General features: G+C 48.4%; 19 protein-coding genes and 1 tRNA gene. 11 read left to right on the top strand and 9 right to left on the bottom strand.

Annotated features, from left to right (window positions below):
- Nucleotides 1-8 precede the first annotated feature (8 nt).
- The 3 genes from QUA56_RS08515 to QUA56_RS08505 all read right to left on the bottom strand — a co-directional run bounded on the left by QUA56_RS08515 (nucleotide 9) and on the right by QUA56_RS08505 (nucleotide 4,783).
- Nucleotides 9-2,288 (bottom strand): hypothetical protein, encoded by a 2,280-nt coding sequence (locus tag QUA56_RS08515; protein WP_333355795.1) that lies wholly within the window; start codon nucleotides 2,286-2,288, stop codon nucleotides 9-11.
- Between the two features lie 206 nt (nucleotides 2,289-2,494).
- Complete coding sequence (locus tag QUA56_RS08510) at nucleotides 2,495-4,282, bottom strand: peptidoglycan DD-metalloendopeptidase family protein (protein WP_333355792.1); 1,788 nt, start codon at nucleotides 4,280-4,282, stop codon at nucleotides 2,495-2,497.
- A gap of 339 nt (nucleotides 4,283-4,621) precedes the next feature.
- The gene (locus tag QUA56_RS08505; RefSeq protein WP_333355789.1) at nucleotides 4,622-4,783 is read right to left on the bottom strand and encodes a hypothetical protein; all 162 of its coding nucleotides are present in this window, start codon (nucleotides 4,781-4,783) and stop codon (nucleotides 4,622-4,624) included.
- A gap of 57 nt (nucleotides 4,784-4,840) precedes the next feature.
- On the opposite strand from QUA56_RS08505, the gene pgeF reads away from it, so the two are divergent.
- Nucleotides 4,841-5,719, top strand: a complete 879-nt coding sequence (gene pgeF / locus QUA56_RS08500; protein WP_333355786.1) for a peptidoglycan editing factor PgeF — start codon at nucleotides 4,841-4,843, stop codon at nucleotides 5,717-5,719.
- 243 nt (nucleotides 5,720-5,962) lie between these two features.
- Complete coding sequence (locus tag QUA56_RS08495; RefSeq protein ID WP_333334335.1) at nucleotides 5,963-6,574, top strand: CPP1-like family protein; 612 nt, start codon at nucleotides 5,963-5,965, stop codon at nucleotides 6,572-6,574.
- A gap of 226 nt (nucleotides 6,575-6,800) precedes the next feature.
- On the opposite strand, the gene QUA56_RS08490 is transcribed toward QUA56_RS08495, so the two are convergent.
- Complete coding sequence (locus QUA56_RS08490; protein ID WP_333355782.1) at nucleotides 6,801-7,499, bottom strand: HAD family hydrolase; 699 nt, start codon at nucleotides 7,497-7,499, stop codon at nucleotides 6,801-6,803.
- Between the two features lie 573 nt (nucleotides 7,500-8,072).
- Between QUA56_RS08490 and QUA56_RS08485 the strand changes: the two genes are divergently transcribed.
- A complete protein-coding gene (locus QUA56_RS08485; RefSeq protein WP_333355780.1) occupies nucleotides 8,073-8,300 on the top strand; it encodes a hypothetical protein in 228 nt (75 codons plus the stop codon).
- Nucleotides 8,301-8,838: 538 nt separating this feature from the next.
- Here QUA56_RS08485 and prfC read toward each other — a convergent pair.
- Nucleotides 8,839-10,467 (bottom strand): peptide chain release factor 3, encoded by a 1,629-nt coding sequence (gene prfC, locus QUA56_RS08480; protein ID WP_333355777.1) that lies wholly within the window; start codon nucleotides 10,465-10,467, stop codon nucleotides 8,839-8,841.
- 103 nt (nucleotides 10,468-10,570) lie between these two features.
- Here prfC and QUA56_RS08475 point away from each other — a divergent pair, with 103 nt between their 5' ends.
- On the top strand, nucleotides 10,571-10,915 hold the full coding sequence (locus QUA56_RS08475) for a DUF4870 domain-containing protein (protein ID WP_333355776.1): 345 nt from the start codon (nucleotides 10,571-10,573) through the stop codon (nucleotides 10,913-10,915).
- Between the two features lie 208 nt (nucleotides 10,916-11,123).
- Here QUA56_RS08475 and QUA56_RS08470 read toward each other — a convergent pair whose 3' ends face one another.
- The 3 genes from QUA56_RS08470 to infC all read right to left on the bottom strand — a co-directional run bounded on the left by QUA56_RS08470 (nucleotide 11,124) and on the right by infC (nucleotide 15,603).
- Entirely contained in the window at nucleotides 11,124-11,600 is a 477-nt protein-coding gene (locus QUA56_RS08470; protein WP_333355773.1) for a Crp/Fnr family transcriptional regulator, read from the bottom strand.
- Nucleotides 11,601-11,753: 153 nt separating this feature from the next.
- Nucleotides 11,754-14,795, bottom strand: a complete 3,042-nt coding sequence (locus QUA56_RS08465; RefSeq protein ID WP_333355894.1) for a HEAT repeat domain-containing protein — start codon at nucleotides 14,793-14,795, stop codon at nucleotides 11,754-11,756.
- A gap of 271 nt (nucleotides 14,796-15,066) precedes the next feature.
- Nucleotides 15,067-15,603 (bottom strand): translation initiation factor IF-3, encoded by a 537-nt coding sequence (gene infC / locus QUA56_RS08460; RefSeq protein ID WP_236508115.1) that lies wholly within the window; start codon nucleotides 15,601-15,603, stop codon nucleotides 15,067-15,069.
- A gap of 419 nt (nucleotides 15,604-16,022) precedes the next feature.
- Here infC and QUA56_RS08455 point away from each other — a divergent pair, with 419 nt between their 5' ends.
- The 7 genes from QUA56_RS08455 to QUA56_RS08425 all read left to right on the top strand — a co-directional run bounded on the left by QUA56_RS08455 (nucleotide 16,023) and on the right by QUA56_RS08425 (nucleotide 24,300).
- Complete coding sequence (locus QUA56_RS08455) at nucleotides 16,023-16,871, top strand: alpha/beta fold hydrolase (RefSeq protein WP_333355767.1); 849 nt, start codon at nucleotides 16,023-16,025, stop codon at nucleotides 16,869-16,871.
- 526 nt (nucleotides 16,872-17,397) lie between these two features.
- Nucleotides 17,398-19,002 (top strand): reverse transcriptase domain-containing protein, encoded by a 1,605-nt coding sequence (locus QUA56_RS08450; RefSeq protein ID WP_333355764.1) that lies wholly within the window; start codon nucleotides 17,398-17,400, stop codon nucleotides 19,000-19,002.
- Entirely contained in the window at nucleotides 18,999-19,193 is a 195-nt protein-coding gene (locus QUA56_RS08445; RefSeq protein WP_333355761.1) for a hypothetical protein, read from the top strand. The genes QUA56_RS08450 and QUA56_RS08445 overlap by 4 nt, the downstream gene beginning before the upstream one ends.
- Before the next feature lie 1,274 nt (nucleotides 19,194-20,467).
- The gene (locus tag QUA56_RS08440) at nucleotides 20,468-22,261 is read left to right on the top strand and encodes an N-acetylmuramoyl-L-alanine amidase (protein ID WP_333355760.1); all 1,794 of its coding nucleotides are present in this window, start codon (nucleotides 20,468-20,470) and stop codon (nucleotides 22,259-22,261) included.
- A 156-nt stretch (nucleotides 22,262-22,417) separates the two neighbouring features.
- Nucleotides 22,418-23,257, top strand: coding sequence for a glutamate racemase (gene murI / locus QUA56_RS08435; protein WP_333355757.1), 840 nt, complete (start codon nucleotides 22,418-22,420; stop codon nucleotides 23,255-23,257).
- Between the two features lie 309 nt (nucleotides 23,258-23,566).
- Nucleotides 23,567-24,121: an NYN domain-containing protein gene (locus QUA56_RS08430; RefSeq protein WP_333355754.1), complete on the top strand. Its 555-nt coding sequence runs from the start codon at nucleotides 23,567-23,569 to the stop codon at nucleotides 24,119-24,121.
- Nucleotides 24,122-24,228: 107 nt separating this feature from the next.
- Nucleotides 24,229-24,300 (top strand) — tRNA-Asn (locus QUA56_RS08425).
- Nucleotides 24,301-24,482: 182 nt separating this feature from the next.
- On the opposite strand, the gene QUA56_RS08420 is transcribed toward QUA56_RS08425, so the two are convergent.
- A complete protein-coding gene (locus QUA56_RS08420; protein ID WP_333355751.1) occupies nucleotides 24,483-26,195 on the bottom strand; it encodes an NAD(P)/FAD-dependent oxidoreductase in 1,713 nt (570 codons plus the stop codon).
- Between the last annotated feature and the right edge of the window lie 160 nt (nucleotides 26,196-26,355).

The following is a 26,355-nucleotide window of genomic DNA, read 5'->3' as shown; positions in this document are numbered from 1 at the left end:
AATAACTTTTAATTTTTCAAGCGATACAGCACCGACTCAGTATTAAAATCTTTCCCGAAAACTGGTTGCAGCGGGCCCGGGGCACTTGTCAGCCAAGATAGAGCTTTTCTGGTAGCTGCGTCTGTCTCAGTCAGGGGCCCGAATCCTACAGTCCTAATTTTATTTTGGCGGAGTTTGTCAATCCATGCCGAAAGTCGATCGGCTTTAAACGGCACATATAAGACTTGTCTGTCCAAATTTCTCCCGTAAAACAGGTAGCTGCGGGAACTTAAAAAGAAGCCTATTCTTTCACCTGCTACTGTATTTTTATCAATATACTCGTAAATGCCGCGATACAGTTCTGTGCGAGCAACATCTCGGTTTTCCCTCCAATGACCAATTAATATCAATCCTATACACACACCAATTATCACTGTGTAAATTGTTTTTTTGCGGGTATTAAATAAATGATTAAGCCATCCTAAGCCAGGATTTCTTTTCCATAAAATCGCAGCCAGCGTCACTGACACAATATAAAATATCGAATCTCGTAATATATATTGCCAACTGGGTGCTAAAATTTTGCCGATACTATTAATAGCTTCTACTGGCTCAGACTTAAAACTGTCAATCAACAAACTTCCCCAGACAATACTATCTCCCGTAAAAGAAGCATTTTTAATATAATCAAAAAATGTGTTGCTAGTAATTCCGAACAAACCACTAACCAAAACCACGCGCCGAACAACTAGATTTTGAGTTTTCAAGAGAGTTGCTGTAGCTGCTGCTGCGATGGCGAGTACGCTTAAAAAGGGAAAGCCGTATCTGAGATTAAAACCGAGATAAGGGCTGATTTGACCGATCGACTCTCCCGCAGTACCGGAGGTGTAAGGTGTTATTAAATACAGAATTCCTGTGCTGGCGAGAAGTATCATTAAAATGATATTATTTTGATTGATTATTTTGGTTTTACCTTCTATCAAAGCCAGAGGCGCTGCCAATACCTGAAGTGAGATCGCCAAAAAGGGCAGTTGCAATCTAATGATAATTTGTAAGCCTAGAGTTTGCCAGTGGGAAATATTGCTGGGATTAAATTGAGCTGCTAAAGTGCTTTGCCAAATCTTGAAAGACGGCGAAGCTGACGGCTGCTTTACCGGAGGTGCTGGCCCAGGTACGGGAGACGGTAAGGGAACAGGCTGTAAGGGAACTTTAATCTCGCCGGCATCGCCGACAGGATAATTGACGTGCAGCAAGTTTCTCGCATACCAAAAACCTCCTAACAACAAGCAACAAGCTATGCCACACAGCAAGACTGGTTTGATAAAGCGGCGAATTCTAAAATTAGCGGGTGTGGCATTTTGATTAAGGGTGAATCTTTGAATTTCTAATATTGCTAATCCTCCTAAAAGTGAGGCAGCATAGACTATCCCGGTGATTTTGATTCCGGCTAGCATTCCTGCGGCTGCTAAAAAGAGGGAGAGTTCGGATGGCGATCGGCTGCTGTGATAGGATAAACCCAGATATAAACCGACTGTAAATATTGCAGCTAGCGGTAAGTCTGGATGAATGGTATTAACTTGGTTGAGCACCATCGGTACTGTCAAGACTAAAGATGATGCTGCCATAGCGTGAATTCGGGTGGCTCCAAATTTTACGCTCAATAGATAGACGGCAATTCCCTCAAGTACCCAGGCAATTAGCAGCGGAAAAGCTGCGAGAAAATCTTCTTTGAATGGGATTAAGCATAAAACAGATAAAACGTGCCAATTGTACGGATATACTTTAGCTTGCTCTTGTTCAAAAATCCAATTTCCGGCAGCATCTAATAATGTAAATGAATGGGTTTGATACCATCGGGCGATCGCAGGCAGGTGAAACCACAATGAGTCATAATTGGTTGTGGGTTGGGTTGCGAGAGTTTCCAACAGCAAAAATCCTGCAACAGCGGTGGCAACAATAATTAGGAATTCTGATTGGCCCAGAGGTTGCTTGAGTTTGGGAATCTGCCACTGCGAGAAGGTAAAAGTTTTGTGGTTTTTGGCATAGATCGGGATTAAGCCGATCGCACAAATCAGAATTTCTGCTATAATCACCGCAGCAATATTTAGGCGATCGGCACTTCCTAAAATCAAGCCGATACAAACTTGTGCAATGCTCCATCCCGTCAGGAGTACGAGGAGAAAATGGGGAAATGAATAGTTATTATTTTCGTTTTGATTCTCGAAGGCAAGAGACAAGCTTAAGGGAATTGGCCCGACTACAATAATCAGAAATAAAATTAATTCCCACAAATGCTGCGCTATTAGCATAAGCTGCAAGTTACCACTTTTTATCGGTTTTTCCTCGTTACCAGGCTTTTTCTGGTAACGAGAAATCGATCTGATCTGATATCAACACATCTTGCACCATGCTCAGCAACAGGCTAGGAGTGCTCGTTGCACAAAACATCAATTTTCTTGTGGGGTGGGCTTTTCGACCGTTGCACAAGAAAATTAATTCAGCCAAGCCGCCATTTTTACCTGCTAGCTTGCTTCTGAGTTTTGGGTTTGACTGCTTCGGCATCTTTGGGCTTAGAAGTGTCAGCTTTTAACAGTTCGGGGAATGGCGGCTGGAGGTTGTGAACTTCGATGTCCATTCCCAGCGGCAGAGGTGGAAGCTGGGGCAGATCGTTTTCTAAATCCTTGAGTCCGCTAGCCGTTTGTATTTCCACCATTTTCGGCATTTGCGGTACTTTGACGGTTTCCAAAGTGCCGATCATTCTTGCCAGAGCGAATTCTAGCTGAGAGCCAGGGTCGATCGCCACCCAACCTTGGTCAGTCATTTGCCTGACCTCGAAGTGGAGGTGAGGCCCTGTAGACATTCCCGTACTCCCGACGCGGCCGATCGTCTCTCCCTGTTTCACCCATTCTCCCGGTTTCACAAACAGTTCCGAAAGGTGGCCGTAGAGAGTTTCTTGAGACTTTTTGTTGTGGTTGAGAACCACCGTCAAACCGTAGCCGCCCAACCAATCGGCGATCGCCACTTGACCCGCATAGGCCGCCAGTACGGGCGTTCCCATCGGGGCCCCCAAGTCAGTTCCGGTGTGAAACCTGCCGTAGCCCATGACCGGATGAGTCCGCCACCCAAACGGCGAAGTAATTTCAGCAGCAATAGATAGCGGAAACAGCAGGCTGCTGTTGCCATTTCCGGGCAGGCCTGCGGGACGCGGCGTGAGATTGTAGTAAGCAAAACCGGTATTGCTGCCGCTGCTGACACTAACCGCACCGACTTGAACCGGCCCGAGTCCCATGCTGGGCGCTGGAGCGCCGCCGCCGTAAGATCCAGATCCGGCAGAATACCCAGCGTCTGCATAATACCCAGCGTCTGCGGAGTATCCGGGGTTAGCTGAGTATCCGGGGTTAGCTGAGTATCCGGGGTTAGCTGAGTATCCGGGGTTAGCTGAGTATCCAGCGCCTGCGGAGTAGCCCGGGGGTGCGTAAGCAGATTCCGGCGGGTGTGAACCGCCCCAAGGCTTGCTGCCTATTTGTTGAACGGCTTCACCGATTTTACTCAGAGGATTCCCGCTACTATTTCCGGCCGCAGTTTCCCGAACATTGTCTGGAAGGCTTTCTGGCAGATTTCGAGGAGGAGGGGCTGCAATATAGCCGTCGTCTGCGATCGGAGTTTCCTGTCTGTAGTTGGGTTCTCCTGCATCTGCCGTCACTGGCTCGGAAACAGGAGGAGGCGCGCACCCTCCTTGGCAGCCGGTCGATCGTTCTGCAAACTCTATTCTTGTTGGTGCTTCGTAGTCGCTGGTAGCGCCAACGCTGTAGTCTGTTTGGTCGGTTTCAGCATGGGCTGGGTTCACTGGCGCTTCAAAAGGCGGCTCCTGGGCCGTCGCTTCTGGCAGGGGAATCAGCGCGGGCTCCGGCAGATAATATTTGGTCGGAGGTGGTTCGCTGGCGTACTCCGGCTCGGACGGCGGTTTGGCATCGAAAGGCTCGGACGGCGGAACTTCTGCCTGCGGTGCAGGGTCTGGTTCTGGCTCTGCTTGGCTGAATTCGGGTTCCGGGGGCGGGAGAGGAGCTTCAAATAATGGCTGGAGGTCTGCTGCGCCTGAGACGGCTTGTTCTGCTGGCGGAGTTTCGGCTTGGGCCCACACTATGCCTTTGCTGAGCAGTCCCAGACTGGCAAGGCAACCCAGTCCCACCAGCAGTGAGCGCTCGGACAAAAGGCGCGATCGAGTCCGGGCGCCTGTAGGGTTCTTTTTTTGCTGTTTGCTGTTCAAATGGGCTGTTATTTGCTTGTCTGGAACTGGTTTCACTATTTTTTTCCCAACTCAACAGGGGGCGCAAGGATCTCGAAGTCAGGATCGAATGTATGGCAATCCTTGTCTTTGTATACAGGCCTAACTGATTTTACCGGGCTTGAGGCAATTTTTGTTTTGCACATAGAACAAGCTCGAATGCCTTCGCATTCAGTCGCGATCGATATCCGGGTGTTTTCGATCCCGATTGCACTTGCCTAGCATCCTGTGACGGCCACAATGATGATAGCGCTTTGGCGTTCGTCTATGTTAATTTGTTGCCTGTATTTCTCGGGTCATGCAAAATTGCGGCGCAGTCGATCGTCCTCAAACCGCCGAGTCAATCGATTTTAGATTTTAGATTTTAGAGGCGACCCCACGGATAAATGCGGGGGCTTGAGGATTTTCGATTTTGGATTGATTCCACGGATAAATCGCGTGGCGGGTACCACCTTTGAAATTCGTGGTCATCGCGATTTTTTCCTGAAAGCTGCCGCTGCCTTTAAACTTCGCGGACAAAATTGTTGATTGTTTAGAATACAAGCTAAATGATTCGCTTGGGTAAGGATAGGTTTCATGACTGTAGCTGGCGATCGCTTGACAAATTTTCCTGACTCTGAGTGCGCCGGAGGGCCTGACGGTATCAGTTGGGACTGGCAGAGTTCTGAAGGCTTTCCCTATCTGACTTGCAGCTTGCTTTCTCGCTGGTCTCACGGCTTTTTTACTCGCGATTTCTCGCCCCAGGGGCCGATCGAGCTGACGAAAGTTCTCGAACCCGCAGCGAAGGTTTACCGACTCCAGCAGGTACACGGAAATGCGGTACTCAAAACCACTGATTTGCCCCCGGTTGTGGCTCCGGCCCCGGAAAGCGCTGCCCCAAGCTATGCTGAGGCTGATGGCTTGGTTGCCGATCGAGAATTGGAGGCGCTGTGGGTTTGCTCTGCCGACTGCGTGCCTGTGCTGATTGCTGACGATCGCACGGGACTGGTTGCGGCAGTTCACGCGGGTTGGCGCGGGACTGCTGCTAAGATATTACCAGAGGCGATCGCTCAACTTGTGGCACAAGGCAGTCAACTAGAAAATCTGAAAATTGCTATGGGGCCGGCGATCGCTGGAAAGGTTTACCAGGTATCTGTGGAAGTAGCAGCGGAACTGGGAGCCACTATTGCTCCTAAGAGTGCCGTTAGTGCTACAGCCGACGGCATTCTAGAGTTTTTGCACCAACTGCCGGAAACGCCTGTCTCGGCCGATCCAGAGCCGGGAAAGGTACGCTTGGATGTTCGCCTCTGCAATGCTCTGCAATTGCAGCAGTTGGGAATCGATCTTTCTCAAGTGGCGATCGCTCCTTTTTGTACTTATTCTGACTCGGCTCGCTTTTTTTCCTACCGCCGCGATCGACTTAAAAAAGTCCAGTGGTCGGGAATTGTGAGCGCCTGCAGGACAAGTCCCTTCTGAAGGCATTTGGCAGAAGATAAAATTTTAGACGGCCAAGATAAAAATAAAAATCTTTGGATTCATTATTTTTTATTTCCGAATGCCGAATGCCTTGTAGCTTCTACCTTCCTAAGGTTTGCTGGTTCCTGTTTTAAAGCACTAAAAACTAGCACCAAAACTTTTGGGAAAGCGGCAGAGCCCCCGCCCCGCTTTCCTCTCTTGTTAAGATTGCTCTATAACGAGAGTCTTCAGCGGGTTATTACAATGAGTGAGCCAACTCCCTATCAACTGCTTGAAGTCGATGAAGATGCTTCCTTTGATGAAGTGCAAGAGGCCCGCACGCGCCTAGCTGAGCATTACAGCGGTGACAAGAAACGTTTGGAATCGATCGAAGCAGCTTATGACGCGATCCTCATGGATCGCCTCCGGCAGCGACAGGAAGGTAAAATTAAAGTGCCCGAACGCATCCGCTTTCCTGAGCGGCTGACTCCCGCACCCGCAAGCTTTACTCCGTCTCCTCCTAGTGGCAGCCCAGCTTGGTTGCAGCGGCTAATCGATACTCCTAGTCGATCGGACATTTTGTGGCCTGCTGGGGTTTATGCGGGGTTGGGCGGACTGAGTATTTATCCGGCGGCTAATGATTCTTTACTGCAGTTAACTCTGGCTCTTGGGGTCGGCTGTTGTCTTTATTTTGTTAATCGCAAGGAACAAAAATTTGGTCGGGCCGTGCTGCTGACTGTGGCTGGCTTGGTTATAGGCTTGGTGCTGGGAGGCTTGTTGGGTTCTTTGGTCAGTCCGGCATTTATAACAACTGAGAAATTTATCGCTTTGTTTACGTTTTTAATTCTGTGGCTGGTCAGCGGTTTTCTGCGATAGTCAGTTGACAGTTGACAGTTGGCAGTTGTCAGTTGTCAGTTGTCAACAGTCATCAATCATTCGTCAACCATCAACTGTCATTAGTTATTGGTAATTGTTAATTGGTAATTAGTAATTGGTAACAATCAACTAACTACTAACACCTAAAACTTACGAACCAACCAATAACAATAATTAACCACTGCCAACTGCCAACTGCCAACTGCCAACTGTCAACTGTCAACTGTCAACTGACAACTGACAACTGACTATCTAAAATAATCTCAACTGCTTCACTCAAATTGTTGGCAATTAAATCCGGTTGGTGCATTTCTAGTTGGGTGCGATCGCGAATTCCGCACAAAACACCAATTACCTTGACACCGTGCGTTTTTGCTGCTATAATATCTGCCTCCGTATCACCCACCATCCAAATGTCAGAAGCCGACGGCAATTCGGCGAGAGCTTTTGCCATCAGCAGAGGCTTATCTTTGATATCCCCGGTTTTAACGTAATCGTTGGGGAGGCAATAGCGACGGTTTTCAGGGAAAAATTTCCCTAAATTGCAGCGGTTGAAGGCTTCGTCTAGTTCCCTGACGCGGCGCATGGTCATCACCGCTAAGTCTACTCCAGCGCGCTGCACCTTTTCGAGGGTTTCCACGGCGCTGGGAACTGGTCGATCGTAAATCATGTAGGGTAGGGTATGGACGGTTTGACGCCGTTTCTGGGCAAATTCGCGGGCTTGGGCTGCGTCTAATCCTGAGAGGATGCCAATTTCGGTTTCGGGAACCCGCGCGCGCTTCATGTCCCAAAACTCGGCTTTGGGAAGTTCGCGTACTGGTTGGCCCGAACGCTGAGTCTCGGCGAGACACTGCTGGTAAACTCGGTAGTAGCGATCGGACACGTCCATAATCGGGCCGTCAAAGTCGGTAATAAGTCTCAGCATTTAGCAGAGTATTTTTAAGCTTTTATACAAATTGTTCGATATTATATCACTTAAAGGTATATAGCAATCCTAAATGATTTGCTTGCATTAAATGATTTGCTTGCATTATACGCGAGCTTTCTGGCTCGCACTGCAAGGATTCTGGTCTCGCTCGATTTTGCGGCTGATGCGAGGATTGCTATAGCAGCCGCCCTCACGGTTAGGAAGTTCTTAATTTCTGAAACATGAGATACAGCATATTCCAGGTTTGTGAAGTACAGTAGCAGCAACTTGTCAACCAGTTTTTGAAGTGGTGAGGATTGACTAAATCAAGCACAGTAGCAAGTATTACATCCAGGGTAAACGCATCTTAAATGTTATCCAAAACATGGTAAAATGGAATGTTGAGCTAAATCAAGCGCGTAGTTCATAGGTGCGATCGATGGCGAAAGGTTTTACTTCAACTTTAACTTCCCAACGAAAACCAACAGTTTTATCGAAGACGACGAACTTTTTGAACGCCAGTTTTTTAAATCATTTTGAAATCTTGAGAGATCCAAGAATAGAAAGAAGTAAGCTGTTGCGGCATTTAAATTGTCTGTCAAAAAACAATCAAACAATGAGTGGGGAGTAGGTTGGGCGGGACGCCCGCCGAGTATGTGCAATTTAAATGCGCGACAGCTTATTACTCAGGTTTTAGCAAAAATCACCAGCCGCACGCCGGCTCAGATTAAACAATTACTAGATGCGACGATCGAACGGCTAATAGAACCTCAACAAGCTCCCTTTTACCAAACAGCTACCCAACAGAATGGTCAATAACATTTCAGGAATGGGTTGACAGTCATCGTACCCTAAATCTCCCGATTCTTTCAGATGAAGCTATTAGCCGAGAGAGCATTTATGGAGACAGAGGTTAAATGCCATTCCTCGTAGATACAAACATACTTCTGCGTAGTGCATCATTCTTCCTCCTCAATCAAATTGTAGGGTGCGTCAGACGAAGTTATAGGGCGATTATCGAGGGTTTGGGATCTGACACACCTTACTCGATTAAGCACGCGGGATTCAGCACAGGGCAGTGTCGTTTCTCTACAAATCCTACAATAAATATCATTTGTAGGGACACAACACTGTTGTGTCCTTTGGCTGTGGTCATCACGGTTTTTTGTTAATAACAATCCCGATTTTTGGGAGGACACGGCAGTGCCTTTTCCCTACAAATCCTACAATAAATATCATTTGTAGGGACACAACACTGTTGTGTCCTGGCTGTGGCAATCACGGTTATTTGTTAATAACAATCCCGATTTTTGGGAGGACACGGCAGTGCCGTTTCCCTACAAACTAATTATTTTCCTCACTCCTCGCTAACAGCCAAACCCGAAACCACAGGGGCGATCGCATTTAACTTCAAAACAGGGTGCTCCCCTTCCACCTGCTGGCAATTCCACTCATTTCTAAACAGCAAAACAGGTCGGCCCCAACTATCTTTCACCGTCACCGTATTAAACAGCCGTCCAACTTTTGCCAGCGCATCCCAACCGCCGTCAACCCAACGAGCTACACTGTAAGGCAACATATCGATCGTCGTTTCCACATTATATTCCGACTGCATTCTGAACTGCACAACTTCAAATTGCAGTTGCCCGACAGCCGCCAAAATTGGCTCGCGTTTCGACTCATCAACCGAGTACATAATTTGCACTGCGCCTTCTTCCTGCAACTCCGAAACGCCCTTGCGGAACTGCTTAAACTTAGAAGGATTGGGATTTCTCAAAAAAGCAAAAAGTTCAGGAGAAAAACAGGGAATCCCTTCATATTCGAGTTTTTGGCCGGTGTAAATAGTATCGCCGATCGCAAAAACCCCCGGATTGTTCAAACCGATCACGTCGCCCGGGTACGCAACCTCGATCGACTCCCGATCCTGAGCAAATAACTTTTGAGGCCTTGACAAACGCACCGTTTTACCGCTGCGAGCGTGAGTCACGTTCATGTCCTTTTCAAACTTGCCCGTACAAACCCGAATAAACGCCACCCGATCGCGGTGTCTCGGGTCCATATTCGCTTGCAATTTAAACACAAACCCCGTAAAATCTTCATAAGTTGGCGGCAAGTCTCCGGCGCTGCTCTTGCGGGCGATCGGCTTCATAGCGTAATCTAAAAACGCATTTAAAAACAGTTCTACCCCAAAATTGCTCATCGCGCTGCCAAAGAAAACAGGCGTCATTTTGCCAGCCCGAACTAAATCTAAATCGAGTTCAGTTCCCAACTCATCCAGCAGTTCCAATTCTTCTTTGAGCTGATAGTAAAGGTCTTGTTCCAACAAATCTTCAATGCGCGGATCGCCCAATTCGATGACAGTATCAACAGCAGCGCGAGAACCGTGTTTAGTCCGCTCGAATAAGTGAATTTTGCGCCCTCTGCGATCGAAAACACCTTTAAAGCGATCGCCCGTACCTATCGGCCAATTTACCGGATAAGTCTGCAACCCCAATTCCTTCTCAATTTCGTCCAACAAATCCAAAGGTTCTCTGCTAGGGCGATCGAGCTTATTAAAGAAAGTAAAAATAGGCAAACTTCGCAGCTTACAAACTTCAAATAACTTCCGAGTTTGCGGTTCCAAACCCTTAGCAGCATCCTCCAGCATCACCGCATTGTCAGCCGCCGCCAGAGTGCGATAAGTATCTTCGCTAAAATCTTGGTGTCCCGGAGTATCGAGCAGATTAATGTGATAATTTTGATATTCAAACTGCAAAACAGTAGAAGTAATAGAAATTCCCCGCTGCTGTTCCATCGCCATCCAGTCAGATGTAGCGTGTCGCTGAGCTCGCCGCGCTTTCACAGAACCTGCTTCGTGAATTGCACCTCCGTAAAGCAGCAGCTTTTCTGTCAAAGTAGTTTTACCCGCGTCGGGGTGCGAAATAATAGCAAAGTTGCGCCGGCGCTCAACAGCAGTTAGCAGTTCAGTTTCGAGTTCTGTTGTCATCACAAATTAGGTAGGGGAATCATCACCCGATCGCCATTATAGCCTGTGCTACAGTTGGTATTAAAGGTAAAATTATCACTAAAGTCAAGGAAAGAAAACTAATATGTACGACTCCGACAAGCGGAAGCTGCTATCACTGGTGTGCCACGGGGCTATTTTTTTCAGCACGTTAGTGTTCTCGATCGGAGCGCCGATCGCTGTATTGTTAGTATCAGACGACCCAGTGGTCAAAGAAAACGCCACAGAAGCGATCAATTTTCACCTTAATGTATGGCTGTACAGCACCGTGATTGTGGTGTTAACTGTCGTCACTTTCGGTCTTGCCGGCTTTATCCTAGTGCCCCTAGGTTATCTGCTGCATTGGGGACTGACAATAATGGCTATCCTCCACGTTTTGCAAGAACCTAACACACCTTACCGCTACCCTTTTATTTTCCGAATAGTTTAGACAGCAAATCGCGCTTCAGCATCGATTTCAACAACCCGATTTCTGCTTGAAGAAATCGGGTTTTTAATTGTTTTATAACAGAAGGAAGAAGGAAGAAGGAAGAAGGAAGAAGGAAGAAAAATAAACTATCCGCCATGCCCAATGCCCAATTCCCAATGCCCAATTCCCAATGCCCAATGCCCAATTCCCAATTCCCAATTCCGAAATTTCATCTAATTTCAGCAACTCTCACAGTATCTGTAGGCGGCATCATTGCCTCTTTCGCATTCAACTTTTGATTCAACTCGCGAATCCGGCGCGACAGCAAGCGAATAATATTGACAGCAATTCCCGGCGTTTCATCGATCGCATCATATAGCTGCATTTGAGTCAGCATCAAACACTCTGATTGTTCCAGAGTAGAAATAGAAGCCGATCGAGGTTCAGCATCAAACAGCGACATTTCTCCGAAACAAGCCCCCGCTTTCAACTGTGCCAAATCCCGATCGCCTATATGAACCCGCACCGTTCCCGATACCAAAATATAGAGCGATCGACCTTCCTGTCCTTCCGTAAAAATCCTGTGCTTGGAAGGAAACGAAAGTTCATCCATTACCGATGCTAGACGCACGAGAAAATCATCCCGCAGTTCCTTAAAAATCGGAACCTCCCTGACAAACAATAGGCGTTCGACGCTGGTTAACATAATGCGATGCAGTGATTAATTTAAACTTAAACAAAGGAAGAGGCATTGGGCATTGGGCATTGGGCATTGGGCATTGGGCATTGCGGATAGTTTATTTTTGTTCCTTCTTCCTTTTCCCTCTTCCTTCTTCCTTCTTCCTTCTTCCTTCTTTCTTTACCTTTTCCCCCCAGCACCCAACTCTGCCATCATCTCTTCAACTTGAGCTGATACCAAATTATCGGGGTCATTTTGCAGCCTGGGCAACAATTCGACCAAAGCCCGCGGCGATGCTATTTTTAAATAGGCTAACACTGCTTCGCGGACAAAACCCGTCGGGTGCTGCAGACAGACGAGAGTTTGTTGAGCAGTAAGGCTCCAGCGCGCTTCCCTTGCCAAGTGAAAGCAGCAAGCCAAGGCCCAATCTGAAAGGAAGTGGCGCAATTCTAGCAAGCGGCGCAAACGATCGCTAGGGGTTAGAGGTTTGTAAACCATCAATTCGGAGAGATTGCTCAATTTTTCTCTTTCCGAGTGCTGATCCAACAAATTGATCAGCGATCGCTTCCTAGCTATATCCACAGTATTGTCGAGAATTTCCAATCCCCTAGCAACCAAAGAAGGTTGGCCGGAAGCGATGTTGAAAGCAGCGGCTTGTACAGTGTCCAGCGGATAAAGAAACTTCATCAGCAAAAAACACCGCTCCTTAGCATCAGCTTCTAACCCCGCCAGAGCCCGCTGCAACAATTGAGCCGTATCGTTCCCAGGTGCCCCGGTGCTGTTGGCATCCCGATCGGATAAATTGCCGTAGGTTGTAACCCCAGACAAATCTACCAAACCTGCATAAATTTGACCGATAAACATGAGCTCCTGTTCCATGAGAGTTTCCAAGCCGCTGCGGCCGATGCGGTCTAGAACCCCTTCTATCCCCGCTTCCGAAGGCATTTTCAACAGGATGCGGAGGATATTGCGCCTGGTAGTTCCCCAAGCCGTCATCAAATTGCTGACCAAAATGTCGATCGCCTCCACAGTTCCAATTTGACCCAGAGCCGTCCAAGCTTGCAACCTGACCAAATCCGACTTGTGGATGTCCTCAGCCAAATACACGAGCAAAGGAATGGCGTCGTTGTGAAGTTTGACTATAGCCTGCAAAGCCGCTTCCCTAGTCGATTTGTAACCGAGTCCGCGCAGCAGCGAAGGATAATATTCTTCCGAATGAGTAGACGAAATCACGTCTAACAGAGCGCAGCGAACTCGCAGAGATTCATCTTGCAACAGATTGGGGATGTGCAGCCGCAGTCCTTGCAAATAATCAGCTTCTCCCAGAGCCCGCGTCCCCATAACACGTTCCCGCTCTTGCTTGTGCGTCAGCATTTGTCGCAGCGTATTAGTAGCCTCTGCCTTTTGCTGGCGATCGCCCCTTCTCATAATTAAAGCAGCAGCCGTACCCCGCACCACCGGATCGACCGTCGGCTGCAAGTAAGGCCGCAAGCTGTCGATATTCGGTTCAGGTTCCGTCAGCCAGATGTAGCGCAAAGCCAAGGCCAGCACCTCCGGCGGCAAAGATTGCTGCGAGAGTGAGCGAACAGCTTCTAAATATGCGGGGTTCGGGTGTTGCAGCATCGTTTCCAAGCTCTGGCGCTGCAAAACTGGAGACAGCGAATCGAGGAGGGGAGCCAGAACTTCTCCGACATTTTTGGGGTCAATTTGCGTCAGGAGTTCGATGCAAGAGCGCTTTTCATCTTCGCCCCCCGGCTGTTCTAGAGTTTCCACGACTGCGCGCTTGAGAGCTTTGAGGTCAACGTCTGTGACGCCCAAGCGCCCCCGCTCCGCACTTTTGACCAACAAACCCACGTATTGAGAGCGGATCAGCCAGACCACAAACACCCACACCAGCGCCAACACTACGATCGCGCCAATAAATACCAAACTTTGCTGGTCGTGAAATGCCTTTTGGTCTTGGTGGGGGAGTATCTTGTCTGTCACCCACAGCATAATCAGGATGCCGACCCCTGTAGCTCCGCAGGACAAAGGTTCGCCTACACCGTTGACCAGAGTTTGAATGCCCGATCGAATATTGTCTGGAATCGGTTGAAATAAAACCGGGCTAACGGTTTCCAACAGCGTGTAGTGCAGCAGTTCGTCTAAAAATCTCAGCAATATCAGCCCGATGAACACAGATACTAGCTGGCCCAGGGATGCTCCTATGGTCAGCACCCCGAGTATCGCGATACCCGCCGGCAAAATCACCGCCGTCACGAATACACCGATTCTTTCCACCAACCGGCTCGAAGCGAACCACTGAGTCGCCACTTGAAACAGGCCTTGTATGCCTTCGTAAATGCCCAGGAAGCTAGCGATCCAGCTAGCTCCGTCTCCCGGGTTTTGGTATTCTAGCTGGCTGTAGAATTGGAAATCTACCAGGACGTAGAGGACTTCTGCGAGGACGAAGAAACTGACTAGAGGTACGGCGTATTTTTGGAGGGGGCCTGTAACTTTGCGGGCGGTAAATTCTTCTTGGTCGTCTTCGTCGTCATCCGTCCAGTGAGCCGTTTCCGGGAATGCTTGGCGGTATTTTTCCGTTAGGTAGTAGAGTAAAACCGAGCCTGTCGCCACCATTAACCCCGATATGAGGGTAACGTTTTTTAGTCCGACTACGTGCAGCAAAACAGGCAGAGAAAACCCGCTGACTACTCCAGCTACTAGATAGCCGCTGCTGACTAGAGGATAGGTGCGCTTGATTTCTCTAATGTTAAACAGTTGGTTGGATGTGATCGAAGTGTTGAGGTCGTTGAGGACATAGCAAGCTTCCACCCACAGCCACATCAAAAAAATAGTAATAAAAGCGATGCTGATGCCAGCTATCTTAGTATTTTCGTAGCCGATGCCGAATCGAAACAAAAATAGCGGTACCGACATCATTGCCAGAACCACTACGACGGTGCGCCTCAGCGGCAGGATTTTTTGCAGCCACGAGTAGACAAAGCCCAGACCCGAACCGATAAATGCGCTGGCTATATAGATAAAAGGCATTTTGTCGGCACCGTACTCGTCTAAGAACAGACCTACCGTGCTGAGTTCCAGCCAGATCAGCCCGACGGAGGTTAGAGTGTAGACGAGGAACATCAGTACGGTTCGCTCTACTTCTTCCGATCGCAGGTTGAGCGAGCGCAGCACTTTTTGTCCTGCTCCCGCCCAAGCACTGATTTGAAAATTTTCCATGCTTCTCGTGCGTTGATATCCCGATTTGTGGTAGCGTGTCACCGATCTCCGGCATCCGGGCGAGCGATCGCCAGTCAATCGATTTGAGATTTGAGATTTTAGATTTGAGATTTACTCCACAGACGAATCTGGGAGAGCGAACTTGGGTCTAAAATTTTTTGCCCTCCACGACAGGAGTCGGAAACTTGTATCCGTTTTTGGGCGGGGTGATTAGTCCACCGTCACCAGTCTATGACTGATGACTGATGACTGATGACTAATGACTATGTATTTATACTTTCTTGGGCGACAGCAGCATCATCATACTGCGTCCTTCTTTTTTCGGGGCTTGCTGCACTTCTGCTATTTCCTGCAAATCTGTGGCCATGCGCTTGAGCAAGTCCTCTGCTAGGTTGCTGTGTTGGATTTCCCGACCTCTGAACATGATCGTGGCTTTTACTTTGTCCCCAGATTTGATAAAGCGGTCTGCCAGTTTGAGGCGCACTTGGTAGTCGTGTTCTTCAATTTTGTAGCGCATCTTCACTTCCTTCACGTCGGCAGTGTGCTGCTTCCGCTTTGCTTCTCGCGCTTTCTTTTCCTGCTCGAATTTGTACTTCCCGTAGTCCATTACCCGACATACGGGCGGGTCAGCTTTGTCGCTGACAAGTACGAGATCCAGTTCTTTTTCCTCTGCCAGGCGCAGAGCTTCTGAGGGCGTCAATATCCCTAGTTGCGCGCCGTCGGTATCGATCACCCGGATTTTGGGGTATCGAATGTTTTCGTTGATCTGGGGTAGATTGCGATTTTGTCTTCTTTCAATCACAGGCATGAATGGTTTTACAAGCAGTAGTTTAATAGTGAAGCTTCTTGATAGTTACAGGTTCGATCGGCCAATATTTCACTTGTCCGATCGTCGAACTGTTTTGTAAGGTGTTACCCTTACTGGACGTACTACCGCGCCCTCTCTCCCCTCAGCTTCCTCGTTGGGGAATATTTGGACGATCGTAAATTAAGTCTTACAATACTTGCTATTCTACTCAGTTTGGCTGAGTTTCTGCGTAGTTTTATTTTAACTTCACACACGATCGCCCGCCCCGTTGCCCGACCGATGACAAAACGGTCAAAAATTCAGGGTAAAGCGTTAAGGATGAGGTAAAACGGCTTTTTTTACCCCATAGATCCCTGTCTGGCAAGTCCCGCAAGTCGCCTGATTTACCTTGTAGAATAGGTATAAGCAAGTGTAAATTTATGTTGCGAGCTGAGGCAAAATTGACAAATTCTCTGCTGTGGCACCAACGGGTGGGAACTCAACGAGACTGGGTGTGGCGCGGTTGGCAAACTCGCTACAGTTATTTGCGGCCGGATGGGGCACGAAATCAAGGCGCGATCGAATTTCAAGATTCTACGGCCGAGGCAATTGCCCCTGCCGCATCGGGAACGCCGATTATTTTACTGCACGGCTTTGGAGCTTCGATCGGTCACTGGCGGCAAAATCTCGCCCAACTCGCCGAAAACCACACGGTTTACGCCTTGGATTTGTTGGGGTTTGGCGCTTCCCAAAAAGCTCCGGTCAACTACTCTGTGTCTTTGTGGGTCGATCAAGTTTATGATTTTTGGCTGACTTTTATCAGAGAGCCGGTAGTCTTGGCAGGAAACTCGATCGGCTCGCTGATTTGTCTCGCCGCCGCTGCTGCTCACCCGGACATGGTGGCCGGCACGGTGATGATTAGCCTCCCAGATCCCTCTGTGCGAGCCGAGGCGGTGCCCGGATGGCTGCTCCCGGCGATCGAAGCTGTAGAAAGTTTGTTTGTTTCCCCGCTCTTACTCAGGCCTCTGTTTTATTTTGCCCGCAAGCCTTCCTTTGTCCGCCGTTGGGTTGGCTTTGCCTACTCCAACCCCGAAGCTGTTACCGACGAATTAGTTGAAATTCTAGCAGGGCCCGCAGGCGATCGGGGAGCGGCCCGCGCCTTCTGCGCTTTATTTAAGGCTGTAGGCAGTTCACAATTTGGCCCTAGTGTCAAGACTGTGATGCGAAATTTAACAATCCCGATGCTGTTAATTTGGGGCAAACAAGACGTGCGATTCGTTGTAATGTGAATCACGGTTCAAATCCGTACATAACATTACCAACCAACTCCAAAAAAGAAGGTTGAACTCTCGGTCTGATGCGGGTGAAAATCCCGCCCACCAGACTCAGGTGTGACTCCCTATCTGCCTACACTGACCAGACTCGGTTTCTGGAGAGTGAAGCTAGGAACAGGGCGCAATCAGACATCCATTGTGGGGTGACACTGGCGCTAACGGGGAGTTCCTACGGTGAAAACAGAACCTAAGAAAGCAACCTATTGCCAAGCGGGACACAATACCAAAACCCGACTTCATTGGAGTTTATTCCTGCCGAGCTTGTTTTGAGCAACGGTATGAGTCTAAGGAATCCAATGGTTGAAGTGGTTCCACCTAACGGAACAAAACAATCTAACCGAGGGAACGAATAAAAACGGACTGAGGGTCAAGGGGAAGTCGAACCCCAAGTAGGCTAGACGAGCAGCGGAATCCCCTTAGTCCGGGTAGGACAGACCGTAATTGGTCTGAGGTGTTCAGAAAACATAAGTTAGAACAGAGCATGATTAGACACAGCAGCGATGTTAGTGAATCTTGGAAGACGTTACCTTGGAAGAAATTCCGAAGGGACTTATTTCGCCTACAAAAACGAGTGTTTAAAGCGATTCAGGTTGGAGACAAGCCGAAAGCGAAGTCCCTTCAAAAGCTAATTCTGAAATCTCGGGCTGCAAGAATGTTGGCGATACGTCAAGTAACTCAACTAAACGCTGGCAAAAAGACTGCGGGAATCGATAAAAAAGCCTCACTCACATTTGAGGAAAGGTTTGCCCTGAGTGAAGAACTCAGAGCCAAAAGTAACAACTGGAAACATCAGAAGTTACGTTCAATACCAATCCCAAAAAAGGATGGGAGTACCCGCCTCCTTAAGATACCGACTATCGCCGATAGAGCGTGGCAATGCCTCGCAAAATACGCGCTAGAGCCAGCACACGAAGCAACTTTTCACGCTACGAGTTATGGATTTAGAACAGGAAGGTCGGCACACGACGCACAAAAAATTATGTTCAACAATCTACGCTCTTACTGCAACGGAATAGAGAAACGGGTTATCGAACTCGATATCGAAAAATGCTTCGACAGGATAAGCCACAACAGCATCATGGAACGACTGATTGCCCCAAGAGGCATCAAGACCGGAATATTCCGCTGTCTAAAATCAGGAGTCAATCCAGAGTTTCCCGAACAAGGAACCCCGCAAGGGGGCGTGGTAAGTCCATTACTCGCCAATATCGCTCTCAATGGGATTGAGGAAATACATCAATCAGTTCGCTATGCGGACGACATGGTAATAATTCTGAAACCTAAAGATAATGCGGAGGCAATACTTGATAAAGTCAGCGAATTTCTGGCAGAACGAGGTATGAAGGTTAGTGAAAAGAAAACTAAGCTAACAGCTACGACAGATGGGTTTGACTTCCTCGGTTGGCACTTCAAAGTGCAAAACAACGGGAAATTTAGATGCGTTCCATCAGCGGACAATTTTAAAGCGTTCCGCCAGAAGGTAAAACACATCGTTAACAACTCGAATTATGGTTCTACAGTCAAAGCTGAGAAATTAGCCCCTGTAGTTAGAGGTTGGAGAAATTACCATCGCTACTGTAAATTGGATGGGTCACGGTTATCGCTGTGGTTCACCGAAAAAAGAGCCTTCAAGGTATTCAACAAGGAAGCAAAACAGAATCGCTACACTGTCGAGAAATTGATAGAAAAAGCATTCCCGGCGGTTCCTTACTCCGAAAGCAAATTTGTCAATGTCAAAGGGGAGAAATCGCCTTACGACGGAGATATCACCTACTGGAGCGAACGTAACAGCAAACTCTACGACGGTGGAACCTCTAAAGCCTTAAAACGGCAAAACCATAAATGTGGAAAATGTGGCTTAAAAATGCTAGGCGATGAAAAGGTACATCTGCATCACGTAGATGGTTGCCACAGTAATTGGAAAATAAACAACCTTCTAGCGGTTCACGAAAGCTGCCACGACTATATCCACATGAGCAAAGGCGAAAGCCAAGAACATCGGGAGCTGGGTGCGGGGAAACTCGCACGCCCAGACCTAACAGAGAGGGGCGGGGAACAATATCCCCCCTCGACTCAACCCGGATGATTCCCCCTCGGTTCGCCCGACCCCACCAATTTGTCGAATGCAATCCCAATTATGTAGAGCTAGTTGAATTAGACAATGCGGGCCACTGTCCCCAGGATGAATGCCCGGAACAAGTAAATCAAGCAATTTTGAACTGGATGAGCGGAAATTTTGCACCTGCGGGCAATAAGAGCAAATTGCAGTGCTGTTGATTAGACACAGGGCGGTGCGTTGGTAATGGCAAAAAATAACTTGCAGGTATCGATCCCGCTCAAAAATAAAGTTCCTAGAACTCGATCGCACCCGGTGGTATGGTATTACAAAACTTCCCTCACTTGAAAGTCAGTCGATTTGAGTGTTGAGATTTGAGATTGACTTTAGGGCAGATCGGGGGGCTTGAACTAACGCAAACAACTTTTTCGCTCTGGCCGACTGCTGTGGGAAAGCAAGTCTCCATTTTTCGGTGAGGTCATTTATCTAATTCTATGGTAGGTTTTTTCAGAAAGTCAGAGATTGACACAATCGCTAAGATAGTGTATCTTCTCTAACTGGTAGTACACATACAAGTTATGCAGTTAGTCGAAAGGCAGGTCATCAAACCAAATCACAGGTTTTATCCAGAAGCCGATCGATTGCTTCTATTGTTCAAAAGTCTTTACAACTGCAATAACTATATCTACAGTCAAAACTTTTTCCGTCAACCAACCAATGCTCTGGCTGTCGATCGTGCACTCAAAAAGAGTGTTAATGACAAAGCATTGCCCGCCAAAGTAACACAGAACACTCTCCGGTTACTGCTGACAGCATGGACTAGCTATCATCGTGTCACATTGGCGGGCGCGGTCGCGAACCTCCAACTAAGTTTCAAGCCGCACCGACAATTCCTGACTAGAAAATTTCAACAAAAAAAGAAAGAAGGGGCTCTATGTAGTTGTATTTAACTGTCAAGCTCTCAGCAACAAGGCTTGCCCAAAAGCATATGCCAGTCGATCTGGGAGTAACATTTAGCTGCCTTCAAAAGTCACCTCAATCTGGGAACTCCGGATTGTTCCCGAGGTAGGTTGTTAAGTTGTTGGGGTGGTTGATGAAAAGTTAGAACAAAACGCAAATGTAAACCGGATTATCAGCCTTGCCACAACCAGTTTCGCCAATATTAAAGAGCTATGAAACCTCTCCCTTGAAGAGCCGTAAAATTCTACCTTCTAGCTTCAAAAGACACCTTGTTTCTTGTTCCTAAAAATAAATACCTTCCCTTGTACCAGCAATCTTTCAGTCACCTTATAACCGATCGCCCCCAAGTATACGGGCAAGTTCAAAAATGCCAGAATCTGGCATTTTGGAGCCTGTTAACGCATAAAAAAGTCAATTTAGCCAACAACTGACGGCCCCAAGCCCCCGGTCGGCTGGCGGCTAACTGCTGAAAGCCGATCGGGCAAGCAGCGCCCTTCCAGCTTTTGGCAGTAACGCAAACGAGGAAAAAACTGTCGTGAAATTCCACTGGCTACTACCGAGTTTCTTAAGTGTATTTTTGCTCGCCGGAGCCGCCGAAGCAGCTAGACTGCAATCCTGGCGGTTTAATGCTTCAGAGAACCGGCTCTACATTAAAACAGAGGGGGGAGTGCAACCCAAGGCTCAACTAATTTTCAACCCGACGCGGTTGGTAATTGACTTGCCGGGGACGAGTCTGGGCAGTCCCTCGGTCAGCAAACCGCTCTCAGGGGCGATCGAATCGGTACGGGTAGGGCAGTTTGACAACGATACAACCAGAATTGTGGTTGAGATCAGAGACGGGTTTACTCTAGACCCCCAGCAAGTAAAATTCCGGGGGATTTCTCCGAGCGAGTGGACAGTGGATTTGCCGGCGCCAGTGCGGGGCGAAACTCAAAATCCGATTTCAGAACCTGGGGGAGAAAGGTTATCGGTTGAACCTTCAGCACCCCAAACCCAGTCTGCCGAGGCGACTGTAGTTCAGAACGTTCAGGTGACGGCGGACGGTTTTTTAGTCCGCACTGCGGGCGGCAGCCCCCAAATTAATTTTCAACAAAGTCGGGCTGGGGACATCGCCACCCTCGATATTGAAGGAGCTACTTTAGCTCCGGGCCTGAGCAGCCAACAGCCTCAAACGAACGGCAAGCACGGGGTTGACAAGATTGAAGTCCGGCAACTGCCAACAGACCCGCCCGTTACCCGCGTGACTTTGCGGATGAAGAGTTCTAATACTGAGTGGCGGGCGTCTGTGAGCAATTTGGGCGGGGTTGTGCTATTGCCTGGAAGCGTAAGACAGCCCTCGGTTTCCCGCCGCTTGACTGTAGATCCTCCGGCGAGACAAGCTCAAGGAAATTTAGCGAGAGTTCAGTCAATTGATTTAGCTAGTAACGGCACGCAACTGGTGGTGAGAACTGACCGCCAAGTCTCCTATACCAGCGGGTGGGACCAGGCGTCGAGAGCTTACTGGATCAGGATCGCTTCTAGTTCTCTGGCGGGGCAAATTCCTCAGCTCGATGCCAACAGTCCTGTATCGTTTACTGCTAGCCAAGAAGACGCGGAGACTGTGGTGATTTGGGTGCAGCCGCGATCGGGGGTACAGGTAGGCAGGGTGACGAGACCTAGCCCGCAGTTGCTCTCTTTGCAGTTGCGATCGTCGAATGCTAGCGCGCAGCCGCCTGTGACTCGCACTCCCAGCCTGCAACCTTTGCCGAGAAGCAGTGTCGGAACCGGCGATTTGCCCCAAGTTTCTAACCGCCGCGCCGTGGTAGCGATCGATCCGGGTCACGGTGGCCGCGATCCGGGGGCAGTGGGGATTCAAGGCATTCAGGAGAAGGAGATTGTTTTGGATATCTCGTTTCAGGTGGCGAGGCTGCTGGAACAGCAGGGGGTGCAGGCGGTGATGACTCGGACTGACGACAGCGAAATCGACCTGGAACCGAGAGTTTCTTTGGCGGAACGGGTGAATGCTACTTTGTTTGTCAGCATTCACGCTAATTCCATTAATATGAGCCGGCCGGATATTAGCGGGATTGAGACTTATTATTTCGATAACGGGGAAGATTTGGCCCGGGTGATTCACAGCAGTGTTTTGCAGGGGACGGGGGCGACTGACCGCCGGGTGCGGCAGGCGAGATTTTATGTTTTGAGAAAGACTTCTATGCCTTCTGTTTTGGTGGAGGTGGGTTTTGTCACGGGTGCTGAGGATGCTGCTAGGCTTTCTGACCCAGCTTACCGCAGTCAAATGGCGGCTTCGATCGCTCGCGGCATTTTGTATTATCTTCAACAAAGATAATGGGCAGTGGGCAGTTGACGGTTGACTGTTGACGGTTGACTGTTGACTGTTGATTAATGTTATTGGTTATTTGTTATTAGCCACAGCAAACGATTAACCAATGACAACAGACAAATGACAACTGCCAACTGCCAACTGACAACTAATTATTAACAAATGACAACAGACTCTGGACAACAAAGAATCGGTATTTTTGACAGCGGCGTGGGCGGTTTGACTGTTTTGACCCAGTTGTACCGACAATTGCCCAACGAATCGATACTTTATTTTGGAGATACGGCGAGGCTTCCTTACGGCACTCGCGCGGCGTCGGAAATTGTGGAGTTTGTCCGCGAAATTATGGCGTGGTTGGTGGAACAGGATGTGAAAATGGTGATTATGGCCTGCAACACCAGTTCTGCTTTGGCGATGGAGATGGTGCAGGCTGAATTTGATATTCCGGTGCTGGGAGTAATTCTGCCGGGGGCGCAGGCTGCGGTGCAGCAAGGCAAGCGGATCGGAGTCATCGCAACTCCTGCTACGGCTGCTAGCAATGCCTATCGAAATGCGATTTTGGAAATGGACGATTCTTGTCGGGTTTGGCAGGTTAGCTGTCCGGCTTTTGTGCCGCTGGTGGAGCAAAACCGGATTCACGATCCTTATACTTCTGAGGTGGCTCGGGAATATTTGGCTCCTTTGATTCAGCAGCGCATCGATACGCTGATTTACGGCTGCACTCATTATCCGCTGTTGGCTCCTGTGCTGCGCTCGCTTTTGCCTGCTGGGGTGACATCGATCGATCCTGCGGTGCGGGTGGTGGCTGCTGCTGCCAGAGAATTGGAGCTTTTGGGGCTGCGGAATGCTGGTACTGCGCTGCCGACTCGTTTTTGCGTGAGCGGCCCCCCGCAGCAGTTTGCGGAGTTGTCGGTGCAGTGGCTGGGTTGCACTCCTGCTGTTGAGAAAATATCCCTGCCGACAGTTGCACGATCGCCCGTATCGCTGGAATCTGTCGAATAAGCCCGAAAATTTATCGGTTGTTAGATAGATCGTCCGCCGTACAGCATTTACCCCCCAAATCCCTGCTTTGCTACGGGATTTAGGGGGTAAATTTTTTGCTGCAATGCTCCCATCCGATTAACGCAAAGCCTATTTTCGATTAAAAGTACCGATCGATCCAAAATCTAAAATCTAAAATTGTCCGATGTCCCATGCCCGTACTCCACCCTACTTGATACTAGACATCAATTTGTAATAAAATGCAACAAAAGCTTTGATGAACAATGCAAATAATGTCCTATACGTGCTGGATCTCTTCAGCCTTGAACCATGTCACCCTATGTATCGCAAGCAGTTTTACTTGTAGACGGCTATAACATCATTGGACTTTGGCCTCGCCTCCGAGAGAAGCGCGATCGCGACGAACTCGAAACAGCTCGCCGCGAGTTAATAGAGGTTTTAGTTAACTACAGCGCCGTTCAAGATTTTGAGGCCAGACTGGTGTTTGATGCCCACTATCGAGATACTCCCAGCGTTAAAGAAATTATTACTAAAAATTTATCGGTGTACTACACTGACTTCGGTCAGACAGCAGATACTTATATTGAAAAATCTTGTGCTAGTTTGCGCTACGAGTTGCGCTCGGTCAAAGGCAAAGGCCGCATGATTGTCGCCACCTCAGACCGAGCGCAGCAATTGACAGTAGTCGGCTACGGCGCTGAATGGATGTCCGCCGAACAACTAGCTGCTGACGTAGAATCCACAGCCCGCCGCAGCGAGCGCCGGCACAAATCTCGCAAACACAATTCCAGTCGCTTTCTGGCCAGTTCCCTCGATCCAGAATCCCAGCAGCGCCTCGCCAAGTTGAGAATGGGACTGCATTAGCTGCTGAAACCCGCTTGCTGTACGACAAAAAAAAAGTTTATCAAAGGCCTTGCCAAATCCAGTAAGTTCAGCTATTGTTAGTAAATGTGGGTAACACGCACTACCAATCCTCGGTAGCTCAGTGGCAGAGCGGTCGGCTGTTAACCGATTGGTCGTAGGTTCAAATCCTACCCGGGGAGTTAGTAAAAGTCTGAAGCTGGAAGTTTCCAGCTTCAGACTTTTAGCATTTTCACATCGATATCGATATTGTTGATTAATTAATCCGGCGATGGTTACATCCATTGCCAGTGCGATCGATATTTTGTAGTAAGGAAACGGCATTGCCGTCTCCTCACTCAATATTTCTCAATTACTTAGGGCCTTAATTCGCATCGCTGTGAGTGTGAATTAACTCACCTTCCATAGGTATGGAAATATTCAACTTAGACAACTCCGGGTTTAATATCGCCTTGACAATACCAGAACTCACCATCACCTCCAAACAACCAAGGGCTTGATGAAGAGCTACTCGAGCGTGTTGCACAGAAAAACGCTCCCCAAACACCAGTACAAGCTGCCGATAAATTTGTTCAATGTACTGAGTGCGGCTCAAAATGTCAATCAGCAAACCATAAAAACCGGTAACAGGCAACCGCTGACCGTTCTTAACATAACACTTGATCCTGTTAATTTCACCAGCATTATAAACAGCTACAAATTCAACATCAGCCTCCACTAGGTCTAACTGAAACACATTGTACGCCGAAAGTAGCCAAGGAACCTCCTCCTTTGAAAAGCGCTGCATCACCTGTTTCATACAACCCAAATCAAATCCTGCAATCACCGCTTGACCCAAAATATCATTCGTAAATCCACCTTGAGCTAACCACCGGAAAGCTTTTTCCGGGCTTAAATTCAAACCAGCATCCCGCGCAATTTCCCTTGAATGTTCTTGTAAATCAGTGAATTGACCGTTAGCAGCGTACCAATAATCGGCGAAGCGAATATGCTGTTCAACTCGGCTCCGTTGATTGTGGTCGTATTGAGATTTAAGCCAGTTGCCGTCGTATTTCTGCTGCTTTTGCTCTAATTCCAAAATCGTGTAAGCCAATTCACGGGCACCGGTATGAGCTAAAGTCATGCCCGCCGATAAAATCGGGTCAGCAAAACCAGCAGTTTCACCTACCAAAAACCAATTTTCTCCTACTGTTTTATCAGCCAAAAATGACCAATCTTTTGTAGTTTCTATCTTTCCCGTACTGGTAGCATTAGCGATTAACTTGTTGATGCGAGGTTCGCTATTGAGGGCTTCGGTATAGATATCCTCTGGTCGCTTTTTCAGTGACTTATAATGTTCCGCAGGGCAAACGAAGCCGATACTGGTGCGAGTTGGGCCCAAGGGAATGAACCAAAGCCACCCGTGACTCAAACTCATTACCTGTATCCGGGTGCCGCCAACGCCAATTTTATCTGACCATTCAGCGTTTGTCCAATAGTCCCAGATAGCTATATTTTGCAGTCGCGTCGGGCTGTGTGTCTTGACGCCCAAAGCTCGCCGCAGCACGCCAATGTGACCGGATGCGTCGATGTAGTAGCGGGCGGTTATTTGTTCTTGCGATCGCACGTGCAAAGCCGTAATCCGATCGCCCTCTGTATCTACTTTAACAACCGCAGTTTCTTCTCTTACCAAGCATCCCATTTCTTCCGCGTGCCGCAGCAAAATTTCGTCATATTTTGCTCGATCGACCTGGAAAGCAGTTTGCCGTCTCTGTCCCTCAAATTTAGCAGGCCGCTGTTCATCTTTAAACTGTTCAGGCTTGATAAAATTAAAATCCCAAGGCTGCGGATCTGTTCCCCAGCGATAGATTCCACCAATCTTAATCGGGAAGTCGGCTGCTTCTACTTTATCCCAGCATCCCATTTCTTGAAGCACATCGCTAATTTGAGGTAATTGGCTTTCTCCAACGTGATCGCGAGGGAATTTTTCTTTTTCTAGTATGAGCACGCTCAGATTGGGATTGTATTTCTTGAGCAGAGTCCCAGCAGTGGTACCAGCGGGGCCGCCGCCCACAATAACAACGTCGTAATGGCTCATATCAAATAGGGATAGTAGATGGTGAATTTGGGCATTGACGAGACAAGTGTCTAACTATTCAGCCTCGGAATAAGCGAGGCTGAAGTTGTTTTGCAACAGGTTTTATCCGGCTGTCAGTTTCTCATCTTCAGGTATTTGAGAACTGTGGGTAATATCCAAA

The organism is Microcoleus sp. N3A4, assembly GCF_036701805.1.
Lineage (GTDB): Bacteria > Cyanobacteriota > Cyanobacteriia > Cyanobacteriales > Microcoleaceae > Microcoleus.
This window is presented reverse-complemented; position numbering and strand designations above follow the sequence as displayed.